At 24.7% G+C, this 12,207-nt stretch carries 12 protein-coding genes and 1 other RNA gene; 4 read left to right on the plus strand and 9 right to left on the minus strand.

Annotated elements, in window-relative coordinates; all coding sequences use genetic code 11:
* The first annotated feature begins 376 nt into the window (after positions 1–376).
* A complete protein-coding gene (locus NG904_RS11460; RefSeq protein ID WP_252231717.1) occupies positions 377–1,270 on the plus strand; it encodes a DUF5685 family protein in 894 nt (297 codons plus the stop codon).
* Positions 1,271–1,494: 224 nt separating this feature from the next.
* Here the strand turns inward: NG904_RS11460 and NG904_RS11465 are convergent, their stop codons facing one another.
* On the minus strand, positions 1,495–2,514 hold the full coding sequence (locus NG904_RS11465) for a pyruvate kinase (protein WP_252231718.1): 1,020 nt from the start codon (positions 2,512–2,514) through the stop codon (positions 1,495–1,497).
* 247 nt (positions 2,515–2,761) lie between these two features.
* On the opposite strand from NG904_RS11465, the gene NG904_RS11470 reads away from it, so the two are divergent.
* Together NG904_RS11470 and NG904_RS11475 are read left to right on the plus strand one after the other, a co-directional pair.
* Positions 2,762–3,247: a DUF4883 family protein gene (locus NG904_RS11470; protein ID WP_252231719.1), complete on the plus strand. Its 486-nt coding sequence runs from the start codon at positions 2,762–2,764 to the stop codon at positions 3,245–3,247.
* 226 nt (positions 3,248–3,473) lie between these two features.
* Positions 3,474–4,307, plus strand: coding sequence for a PHP domain-containing protein (locus tag NG904_RS11475; RefSeq protein ID WP_252231720.1), 834 nt, complete (start codon positions 3,474–3,476; stop codon positions 4,305–4,307).
* A 140-nt stretch (positions 4,308–4,447) separates the two neighbouring features.
* Here the strand turns inward: NG904_RS11475 and NG904_RS11480 are convergent, their stop codons facing one another.
* From NG904_RS11480 to NG904_RS11490, 3 genes are all read right to left on the minus strand, one after another.
* Positions 4,448–5,839, minus strand: coding sequence for an aminopeptidase (locus NG904_RS11480; protein WP_252213698.1), 1,392 nt, complete (start codon positions 5,837–5,839; stop codon positions 4,448–4,450).
* A gap of 81 nt (positions 5,840–5,920) precedes the next feature.
* Positions 5,921–6,835 (minus strand): HPr(Ser) kinase/phosphatase, encoded by a 915-nt coding sequence (gene hprK / locus NG904_RS11485; RefSeq protein WP_252213700.1) that lies wholly within the window; start codon positions 6,833–6,835, stop codon positions 5,921–5,923.
* A 15-nt stretch (positions 6,836–6,850) separates the two neighbouring features.
* Complete coding sequence (locus NG904_RS11490) at positions 6,851–7,039, minus strand: DUF896 domain-containing protein (protein WP_252213702.1); 189 nt, start codon at positions 7,037–7,039, stop codon at positions 6,851–6,853.
* A gap of 433 nt (positions 7,040–7,472) precedes the next feature.
* Between NG904_RS11490 and NG904_RS11495 the strand changes: the two genes are divergently transcribed.
* Positions 7,473–7,688 carry a hypothetical protein gene (locus NG904_RS11495; protein WP_252213704.1) on the plus strand — a complete coding sequence of 72 codons (216 nt, stop codon included), beginning with the start codon at positions 7,473–7,475 and terminating at the stop codon, positions 7,686–7,688.
* A 335-nt stretch (positions 7,689–8,023) separates the two neighbouring features.
* Here the strand turns inward: NG904_RS11495 and ssrS are convergent.
* The 5 genes from ssrS to NG904_RS11520 form a co-directional block, all read right to left on the minus strand.
* Positions 8,024–8,209: non-coding RNA, 6S RNA (ssrS, locus tag NG904_RS11500), on the minus strand.
* A 65-nt stretch (positions 8,210–8,274) separates the two neighbouring features.
* A complete protein-coding gene (locus NG904_RS11505; protein WP_252231721.1) occupies positions 8,275–8,673 on the minus strand; it encodes a hypothetical protein in 399 nt (132 codons plus the stop codon).
* A gap of 13 nt (positions 8,674–8,686) precedes the next feature.
* Positions 8,687–8,938, minus strand: coding sequence for a DUF1292 domain-containing protein (locus NG904_RS11510; RefSeq protein WP_252213707.1), 252 nt, complete (start codon positions 8,936–8,938; stop codon positions 8,687–8,689).
* A 108-nt stretch (positions 8,939–9,046) separates the two neighbouring features.
* Positions 9,047–11,332 (minus strand): RNA polymerase recycling motor HelD, encoded by a 2,286-nt coding sequence (helD, locus tag NG904_RS11515; protein ID WP_252213709.1) that lies wholly within the window; start codon positions 11,330–11,332, stop codon positions 9,047–9,049.
* A gap of 204 nt (positions 11,333–11,536) precedes the next feature.
* A complete protein-coding gene (locus tag NG904_RS11520; RefSeq protein ID WP_252213711.1) occupies positions 11,537–12,082 on the minus strand; it encodes an ECF transporter S component in 546 nt (181 codons plus the stop codon).
* Positions 12,083–12,207: the final 125 nt, after the last annotated feature.

A 12,207-nucleotide genomic window follows, 5' to 3' on the forward strand; every position in this document is an offset into this window, starting at 1 on the left:
GCTGCTTCTCCTTCATATACATAACCACATACTGTACAAACAAATTTTTTCATAATTTAATTCCCCCTGTTTTCTTTAATTTATACACACTCTTTAATTTTTTATATTTAATCTATTTATTTTTCTTTTGTTGTATCTCTTCTACAGTTATTATTATATAATAGTAATTATTACTTGTAAAGAGTTTTTTATAAAAAAATAAAATAAATGAAATTTTTTATATTCCATTTATCTTTAATTACTTTGCTTTGCTTTACTTATATATTAACACTGTGCTAAAACACAGATTAATTTTATTTAATAACAATTATTTTTATGGAAATTTATTACAATAGTGATATAATGAACTTATATTAATTTATTAAGGAGCATTTTTTTGTTTGGTTATGTTACTCCATTAAAAAACGAATTAAAAGTAAAAGACTTTAACATTTTTAAATCTTATTATTGCGGACTCTGTCATGAAATCAAAAAAAATTTTGGGAACATTCCTAGAATAACATTAAATTATGATATGACATTTCTAGCAATATTATTTGATTCATTAAATGATAATAGTATAAATATAAATGAATTTAGATGCTTATTTCATCCTGTTTATAAAAGAACTATTTTGTTTGATAATAAATCTTTATCTTATGCTTCATTTATGAATATATCTTTAAATTATTACAAATTATTAGATGATTCTGAAGATGACTGTTCATTAAAAAGCAAATTAGAAGCTTTTTTTCTATTACAATATAAAAATAAATTTCCAAAATCAATAAGTTCCATTAATACAAAAATTAAAACAAACATTAATACTTTAAGTTCCTTAGAAAAAAATAAGAACTTTAACTCTATAGATGAAATATGTGATCCATTTAGTACATTAGTAGGACATATTTTTAAAGACTATCCCTATACTTTAAAAGACGATTCTTATAATTTAAGAAATACACTATATACACTAGGATACTCTCTTGGTAAATGGATTTATCTTATAGATGCATTAGATGATTTAAAAGATGACATGAATAAAAATAAATTTAATCCTATAAATTTTTTATATAATGAAAATAATCTTACTTACACAGAGCTAATTAAAATTATTAAACCTAAAATTGAATTTTTAATTTTAAGTTGTGCTTGTTGTTGTAAAGATAATTTATCTAAACTTACTTTATATAAAAATGAAGATATTTTAAAAAATACACTCGAATTAGGATTAATTCATAAATATAGTCTAGTAATACAAGACTTAGATTGTTTCTTAAATAAACGTTAATACTTTACTATAAAAACAATTGATAGCAGACTATATTATAATTAAATTCACACATAAAAAGATAAACAATTCTATTAACAAACAAAATTGTTTATCTTACACTCTAAATTATTTATTTTAAAACAAACATTTTATAAACCATTTTCAATAATTGAAAAGTAACTATCATTATAATTATCCATGTTATAGACATTAATCCATCTTTTAATATATTACATATTTTTTTATCCATGATACTTTTCTACTAGGTCTTTTAAAAATTTAACTGTTTTTATAGGTGCTCTACCAATAGAAGTTTCTCCTGCTAATAAAAAACCATCAACTCCATTTTTAATAAAATTATATATACTTTCCACTTCACTTACACATGGCATTTTTCCACTTTTCATATTATCTAAAATGTGTGTCGCTATTATAATTTCCTTATTAGTATATTCTTTTACTCTCTTTATTATAAATTCTTCATATATAGGTGTATCTTCTATGGAAGTTTCAGCTATTAAATCACCCCTTCCTATCATAATTCCATCTACTTTAGCTATTATCTTATCTATATTTTTTATTCCCTCTAAAGTTTCAATTTTAGCCCATATTTTAGGATTATACTTTTCTTTTTTATTTAAATTTACAAATTCTATTATTTCATCTATGCAATCATCATTTTCAACAAAGGATTGACATATTATATCTACTTTATGTTCTATTCCAAATTTGATATCCTCTTTATCTTTTAAGTTAAGCTTTATTTTACTTCTATCAAAACCCTTTATATTGCATCCTTTGCCAGCTCTTACAACTCCACCTCTTACAGTAATTGCCTTTAAAAAACCCTCTTCTTCTCCTAATATATTAAATATCATAGTATTGTCTTTAATACTTATTTCATCATACTTATTTTCCATTAAAATATTATTATTTATATTCAAAGGAACTATTTTATCATTATTTTTTAGTTTTTGATTTACTTTTTTATATTTATCTTCGCCACAAAAATAAACTTTTTCCTCGTCATATATTCTGTATACACCACAAAGTTTATTAGAAACTCTTATTTTGCTTCCACATAAATCTAATATTATAACTACATCTTCTTTTATTGCCTTTGCCATTTCAATATATTCTAAAAACTCGTTACTACTACCATGTGAAAAATTAAATCTTAATGAATTTGCCCCGCTATAAAATATATCTTTTAATACTTTCTTATCCATTATGTTAGGTCCTACTGTAGCAATAATATGCATATATCCTCCTTTAAATTATTATCTCTTTGTATAATTCATACTCATTAAAATTATAAATATCACAATAATAAATTTATTTTATTTAAAATTACTTTTAATTACTCCATACAGCTTTGCTTATACATATATCAACACTCTACTAAAATATGTCCTTAATTTAAATTTCATAATATAAAAACTGGAGTTCTAAACATGATTAATTTGAATAAATTTATTAAATAAAAGTAATTTTTAGGAGGTTTATTCATTGAAAAAATTTATTGTTATCTTACTAATTTTATTAAATACCACAATTATGATGGGCTGTAGTTTATCAAATGCTAAATACATAAATTTTTCTAAAAAACCTAATAATCATTATTATACTGAGCAGCTTACAAAAAAAGTATTAAATAATGAAGAGTTTTCACTTTATGTATTTGATAAAAATTTATATAAAGAAATTAAAGTTACTGATGATGACAAACTTATAGTAGAAAACTTTTTAAATAGTTTAATTACTGATAATTATTTAGAAACTTCTGATGCAATTAATGAAAGAGAACCTTTTAGAATTAAAGTAATATTTAAGGATAATATTTTTTTAATAAAAGTCTTTAATTCAAATCTTATAACTTTATCACCTTGGGATGGTAATTATACAGAAGATATAGTATCAATGGAAAATCTACCTATTGGATATAATTTATTTAATTTCTGCATTCATACCGAGTCTAAGCCTATTGAAAAATAAAATAAATGGATATTTCAAAATAACAACTTTAATTTGGAATATCCTCTTATTTTATAAAAATGATTTCAAAATCTTCATAATTATTGTATAGTATTCTTATATTAATGGTATTATATTGTTAATTCTAATTATATTTTAGTACAGACTAGTTAATGTAGTTTTTATAATTTTTTAAAAAATAAAAATAATTAATTTAAAATTATATAACAGAAAGGAGTTTATATATATGTATAAAATAGATTTCCATGTACATACTTCATGTTCAGATGGATTATTATCTCCTGTTGAAGTGGTAAAACGAGCTAAACAAAATTCTGTTTCTTACTTAGCAATTACAGATCATGATACTTTATCAGGATTGGATGCTGGAATAAAATGCGGTAACGAATTAGATGTTAAAATTATTCCTGGAATAGAATTATCTACTCAGTATAATAATGAAAGCATTCACTTACTTGGATTTTTTAAAGATAATAATTACAATAATTCTGAACTAATAAACGAACTTAATAAAATTAAAAATCATAGAATTATAAGAGCTAAAGAAATTATTAAAAAACTTAAAACTGAATTTAACATAATAATTAATTTTGATGACGTATTATCTAATGGAAAAGATACTATAGCTAGACCTCATATTGCTAGAGCAATAATAAATGCAGGTTATCCATACGATAACGAATATATCTTCCAAAACTTTATAGGCAAAGATTGTAAAGCTTATGTTCCTACTCTAAAATTATCCACTAAAGATGGTATATGCCTTTTAAAATCATATAATGCATTAGTGTTTTTAGCTCATCCAAAACTTATAAGCAATTCCAAAATTGATGAGTTTTTAAAAATGAATTTAGATGGATTGGAAGCATTTTATTTTCAAAATACAAAAGACGAAGAAGAGAAATTCATAAATATAGCCCGAGAAAATAATTTACTAATTTCTTGTGGTTCAGATTTTCATGGTAATTTAAAAGATGATAAAAAACATGGTGATATTGGAAGCATGACTATGCCTTCAATTTACTTAGAAAACTTTTTAAGTGCTTTGAATATAAAATAATTATTACTTAATTAATAAAACAGAAAAGGAACTACTCATATTGCATTTTAAGCATTATGAATAGTTCCTTATATAATTAAACCATTAAAAATTTATCAAAAAATTACTATCTCTTTATATGAACTATACTATTTTTATTTCTATGCTTCTATTAAAAAGGCTCTATAGCCTCTCATAGTTTCATATATATCTGCTTTACTTGCTAATTCCCATGGTGCATGCATATTTAAAAGTGCTACTCCACAATCTATAACTTCCATATTGTATTGAGCTAAAATGTATGCGATAGTTCCACCACCACCAGCATCAACTTTTCCAAGTTCTGCTGTTTGAATAGAAACATCATGTTTTTCCATTATTCTTCTAAGTTCAGCCATATATTCTGCATTTGCATCATTACATCCTGATTTTCCTCTAGCTCCAGTATATTTGTTAAATACCATACCTCTGCCAAAGAATGCTGAATTTTTCTTTTCCATTACTGATGGATAATTTGGATCAAAAGCTGCACTTACATCAGAAGATAACATCTTAGAATTGCTAAGACATCTTCTTAATTTAATATCAGAGAATCCTTCAACTTTATCAAGAACTTCAGCAACTATATTTTCAAAGAATTTAGATTGCATTCCTGTTGCCCCTATGCTTCCTACTTCTTCTTTATCAACTAAAAGACAACAGCAAGTCTTATCGCATTCATCAATATCAAACATAGCCATTAATGAAGTATATGAACATACTCTATCATCATGACCATAAGCCATAACCATACTTCTATCTAAGCCATAATCTCTTGCTTTTCCTGCTGGAACTATTTCAATTTCAGCCGATAAAAAGTCTTCTTCTTCAAAATCATATTTTTCTTTTAATATTTTTAATATATTAGCTTTAACACTGTCTTTTTCTTCACCTTTTAAAGGCATACTACCAACTAATACATTTAAATCTTCTCCTTCAACTACTTTATTTCCTTTTTTAAGTAATTGATCTCCAGATAAATGTACTAATAAATCTGATACTCCAACAACTGGATCATTTTCGTCTTCACCAATACAAATATCAATTATTGAACCATCTTTTTTTACTACTACTCCATGTAGAGCTAAAGGTAATGTAACCCATTGATATTTCTTAATTCCACCATAATAATGAGTATCTAATAATACCATTTCATTATCTTCATAAAGTGGATTTTGCTTTGCATCTAATCTAGGTGAATCAATATGAGCGCCTAAAATTTTAAGTCCCTTTTCCATAGATTCTTTACCAATAATAAATAAAGCAATAGTTTTTCCTTTATTATTAGCATATACTTTATCTCCAGCTTTTAAAGTTTCTCCATTTTTTATTATATCATCTATGTTTTTATAACCGTTACTTTCTGCCATCTTAATAACTTCTTTTACACATTCTCTTTCAGTCTTACATATAGACATGAAATTTTTGTAACCATCACAAAAATCAAAGATTTCTTTTACTCCCTTTTCCTCATACTTATTCCATACATTCTTGTTGTTTTTTTCTGATTTCATATTTAATCCTCTCTTCTCTCTTTTGATAAATTTTACTTTAAAGAAAACTTATCATATATTTAAATAAACTTAGTTTAAATTTTAAGCTTCATCACTTACTGAACTCATTCTATTTTCTATTATATCAACAGGAGATACTTTAGACATCAATGAATATCTGTAGTTAACTGCTGCTGCCTCTATTATTACAGCAATATTTCTTCCTGGTCTAACTGGTACAGTTAATTTTTTGACAGGAATTCCTAATATGTCCATATATTGATTGTCTATTCCTAATCTATCATAATCATTGTCATCTTTCCAGTGTTCAAAATGCATTATTAGTTTTATTTCTTTTTCTTCTAATACAGAACTTAATCCATAAAGTTGAGTAACATCAATAATTCCTATTCCTCTTACTTCTAACATACCAATTGTTATCTTAGGTGAACTTCCTATCAATGTTCCATCACTTTCTCTAATATCAACAGCATCATCAGTGATTAATCTATGACCTCTTTTTATAAGTTCTAAGGCTGTTTCACTTTTTCCTATACCACTTTCTCCAGTTATTAATATTCCAATTCCTGAAACATCAACTAATACCCCATGTAATCTAGTTTCTGGAGCTAATTTATCTGCTAGATATAGTGTTATTTTACTTATAAGTTTTGTTGTTACAGACTTACTTCTTAATACCCATATATTATTCTTTCTTGCTTCTTTAATAAATTCTTCATGTGGCTCTAAACCTCTACTTATTATTAAACAAGTTATATTAAAGCTTAAATATTTTTTAACTCTTTTCTTTCTTACTTCAATTTGCATATCTTGTAAGAAGCTCCATTCAGCTTTACCTATAATTTGTATTCTTTCTGGAGCAAAGTAGTTATAAAATCCTGCTAATTGTAAGCCTGGTCTATTTACATCATTTACTTCGATTTTTATATCTTCATTTCCTTCAACTAATACTTCTAAATCAAAATCATTTATCAATCTTTTAACCGAAACCGCCACTCTCCATCATTCCTTTTATTTATTTTTCAGTTCTATACCATCTAATTGAGCTCTAAAGTTTTTCTTTACATTATCTATGTATCTTTTTCTTAATTTTTGTTGTAACTCCTTCTCTTCTTCTGTTAAACTTGCCTCTTTACTTTTCTTATATAATAAATTAATTTGTTCTATTACTTCTTCTATTTTCATATTTTCAATCTTCACTTTAAAATACATCCTTTCTCTTTCTATATCACTAATTTTACCTATTTTTAAAAATATAATCAACAAAAAAACTTACGACATTATTTTTTATTTTATTGTGTAATTTTAAACATATTTATTATACTGATCATTATAAATTGCTTTGAAAATATACATTTTTTAGTTTTTTCTGTAAATTTTTAAGATAATTTTTTTCTTGAATTTATTTCTTTTTTTGTACTTTATTTCTATTTTTGTAATATTGTGTATTTAAACCTCATTTTCTTGGTAATTAATGTCGGTAATTGTATAGCGAAATCTTTTTACAAAAGGCTACATTTTGTTTATAATTAATTTACATAAATTACTTAATTGACCTAAAATTCAATTTACTGCTTAAGAAAGTATACATGTGTTATTAGTTTAATAATAAATAATATAAGAGGTGATATAATTGAAAATTAAAGATTTGCTAAAATTAAAAAGAAAAATTATCATTAGAAAAAAATTGCTTAATTTCTTATTAGTTTGGTTTAATCCAAGAAACACTTTAATGATTGTTTTATCTAAAAATTTAGACAAGCATATTGCAAAATATCAAAAAATACTCTCTCTACAACATAAACACCAAAAATATAAATTAGATATGGTTAGATTAGCAATTGCTTAATTTAACTATAAAAATTATTATTACTCTCTTTAATAATTAACTTTTATATTAAATTAATAAGTCATTGATATTTAGTATTTAGAATATTAATTCCAATCTAGTAATCAATGACTTATTATTATTAAATTCACTCTTTATTTATAAATTAATCTATACTTTAAATTATCTATAATTGAATTTTACATTTTTTACATATGATCATTTTTTATTCTTTAGGGGTACTCACTACACCTTTAAAACATAGTATTCTAGAAATTATCCACAGATTTAAGATTTTTATAATTTACTAAAGAATAAAAAAACACCTCATAATGAGGTGTTTTAATTCATAAACAATAGCTCCCAACATGCCGTTTACTTACATATTCATACCTGCGCCTCGCAGGTGGGTTAAGTTCAACTTAATTTTGTCTTCTTCTGTAAATTAATTTAGAGAAGCCTGACAGACATAAGTATGTCACAAATCCCGAAAATGTCATGTAGGTTGAATATAATAAGCTATGCGAACATCTTAGGAAAACTACACTTTTATTATATCATAACTTCGTTTTAATTCAATAGAATTATTATACTATTATTTATTTTTTTAATCATTATAATCATTTAAAACTTCGTCTAAATCTACTTCACTATCACATTTAGCGAATGCTGCTATAAACTTTACGTATCCCAAATTTCTAGTCTCATTTTCTACTTGCCTATACTTTCCTTCAACATCTAAATCTTCCATAGAATCTTCTATTATGCTTTCTATATTATCCATAGCAATATCTTTTAAGTAAGGCATATAAAAATCATTGTACCACTCATCACTCTCGTCATCAAAATCACATTCTTCATTAGAATAATTTTCAGCTGCATCTATTTCTTCTTTATCAAAATCATAAAAGAATTTAATTAGTGCATATTCATCAGTTTGACCTATTTCTTCAATTTCAGATAATCCGTTTTTTTCTAAATAATCTATTATCTCAGAACTTTTCATTTACTATCCTCTCCTAATATAATAATTTTTTATATTCTTTTTTTATTGCTTCAAATTCTTTATCATCTTCAACAATATTTAGCTCTTCCTTACCATCCTTATCTGTATCTACTCTAAATGCAAAAATATTAGCATCTTCTGATGAATCATCAACTGGTGATAGTAATAGATATTCTATTTTATCTAAATAAATTCTAGCTATTGCTTCAAAATCAACCTTATTTCCAGTTTCATCTTTAAAAGACATTATCTCTTTTTCTTCCATTTTGTTCACCTCTTAATTTTTTTATAAAATATATAAGTTTATAACATATAACAAGCTTCCATAGTTGCTATTATTATATGCACTTTTATTTTTAATGAATATACTTTTTTAATTATTTTCCTCAATTAAATGAGTTAATGAATCAAGCTTTAAAATATATTCATAATGTAACGCTCTAGTTAACATAACATATAATAGTCTTTGATCTAATATATTATTTTGATAATTTTCCTTACTTGGATTATATATAATTGTACAGTCAAATTCTAATCCTTTAGTTAAGTAAGATGGTATTATAACATTATCCTCTAAAAAGCAAGTTTCTTTTCCTTTTATACGTTGAAATTTATATGCACTGTTATTCTTTAAAATCTTTTCTACTTTTTGTGCTTGCTTAGAGTCTTTAGTTATTATAGCTATACTAATTTTACCTAATTCTCTGATTTTTTCAATTATTTTATCTATAATTTTGTAAATATTTTTTTCACTTTCATCAAATTTAATAATTTTTGGCTCTTCTCCATGTCTTAATACAGCTTTTGCATCTTTAAGACCTAACTTTTGAGCCTTCAAAGTATGCTTTGCAAAATCAATTATTTCTACTGTGGATCTATAGCTTTGAGTTAATTGAACATAAGTTGCTTTATCTTTAAACAAGTCTTTAGTTATGTCTTCCCAACATTTCAACCCTTTATAATAATAAATTCCTTGAGCTAAGTCACCAACTAGAGTCAATGAATTACCTTTAGAAAATGAATTTATTAAATGTATTTGAAATGGACTATAATCTTGTGCTTCATCTACAACTATATGTTTAAACTTTTCTTTTTCATCAATTCCTTCTAATAAATTTCTTATATACAAAAGAGGTGCTAAATCATCTTCATCAATAATCTTATTTTCATGATTAATTAAAAAATCCGCTTTCATAAAATCTAATAATTCATTAGAAATATCTTCTGGTCCTATAAAATCAAAAAGATCGTCAGTAAAAAATTTATAATATATATCACTAACGCCTATACCTTTCCAATTTTTAAAATACTCATTAAATTGTTTCTTATAATTTTTTAATATATGATTTTTAATTTCATCTCTCTTATCATATTCTTCTACTAATAGCCTTCTTCTTTCAACCAAATCTTCACAAGTATTTTTTATATTTTTTATTTTACTTTCCCATCTAAAATCAATTGAATACAATAAAACCTCTATTTTTTCTTTTATTTTCAAAGATAAATATCTCTTAATTTCGTCTTTTCTTTTATTTATAGCATAAGATTTTAAATCTTTTAAATATAATTTAACTATTTCTTTTTTTTCAAAAATAATATATCCATCTATAGTTATATCTTCTATCTCTCTTGTACTACTATCTACTAATGCAATATATTTATCTATCATATTTTTAAATTCAATAGAGCCTTTAAAACATGCAGATCTTATTATAAAATTTCTTTTATTATCATCATCTTCTTCCATTATGGCTCTAAGCTTATCATCCTTACTATAAATTTTTCCTTTAAGCTTAAATTTAGATTTTACAAGTTCTTCAAATGTGTTTTGTTGCACTTCTTCTGCACCTAAATTAGGCAATGTTTCGGATATATAGTCTAAAAATAATTTATTTGGTGCTAATACTAATATATCGTCTCCGTTCATACTGTCTTTATATCTGTAAATAAGATATGCTAATCTATGAAGAGCTATTGTGGTTTTTCCAGATCCTGCTGAGCCCTGAACTATTATTGGAAAATTCTTAGGCCATCTTATGATTTCATTTTGTTCCTTTTGTATAGTAGAAACAACTTCTTTTAACTTTTTCCCTCTACTCTCTTCAAGATTAATTTTTAAAAATTCATCTACTAGTTCTGTTCCTTCTTCTCCATTTATCATTAATTCATTTAATGAATCATCAAATATATCTTTAATTTTTCCCTCATCAAATAAAAACTTTCTTTTAAGTAACAGTTTTCCTTCAATTAATCCTGCTGGAGCTTTGTAGTATGCTTCTCCACCAGTTCCACTATAATATAAATCAGCTATAGGTGCTCTCCAATCTACTACAACTTCTTCACCTCTTATATTATTAGTAATTCCTTTCTTTCCAATATATATATTTTCTTCAAATCCAAATTTTTCTGCAAAATCAACTCTACCAAAATACGGTGTTTCAAGTGCTTCTTCATATCCATCTATATCTTTTTGTAATACACCATATATCTTTTCAGTGGTTTCCTTTTCTTCATTATAACTTCCCTTGGACTCTTTAGATAAATATCTAATCTTTGCATTTACTTTTTCTCTATTAATTCTTTTTTCATTTAATTCTTCTAAAATTAAACTTCTTTTTTCTTCTAATACTTCTTCTTCATATAATAATTCATTTTTCATACTTTACCTCTTATAAAAATAACTTAACATATCAATTATATCCAAATATTAATCATAATAATATAGTATATTTAGTAAATTATAAAAACATTGGCTTGTTTTAACAGAGTTTATATATATGTATAAGTAAAGTGAAAACGTTAAATCTAGAATAAAGAGGTATTCTAAAACTTTTTAGAATACCTCTTTATTGCTTATTATGTTTTAAATTTTTGCTTTTATATCTTTATACTCAAAAAACTCCCCAAAAACATGATATATGTCTGTCTTTCTTGCTTTTGACATAGCTTTTGCTAATGAATACGCAATTGCTCCATCTATAAAGTGATGTATAATAGTTCCTACTGCTGTAACTATTAATAATTGAAAAGGATCAAGTCCTATAAATGGGATTACAACTATCATTTCTGCTATACCGTGAACAGGTGCTGTAATCATTGTAGCTTTTTTATAATTTTTACTTTTCATAATAATTTTAGCTCCAACATATCCTACAAGTATATGTGTTGCTGCTCTAAATACTACTACCATTGGCATACCTGACATTAAAAAACCTAGTGTTGAACCAATCCCTACTACTATAGATACCGCTGGCGATATAAGCATTGCTAGCATCATTGGTACATGAGAAGCTAATGTAGCAGTAAATGGTGGCATTACTATCTTTAAGAATCCAAATTGTATAGGTATTATTATCGCTAATGCAGTTAATAATGCTGCATAAACCATTTGTTTAATTTTATTATTCATCACAAATCCCCCCTTTAATGTATATACATTAGTATATCATCATGTGTTACTTGTGTAAACTTAGTTTTTAAGTTTTTTATTTAAGGCTCTGTTTTAAATGTGTGTTGATATATGCAATAGGTAAA

The sequence above is a fragment of the Clostridium sp. ZBS15 genome (assembly GCF_023845705.1).
GTDB classification, from domain to species: domain Bacteria; phylum Bacillota; class Clostridia; order Clostridiales; family Clostridiaceae; genus Clostridium; species Clostridium aquiflavi.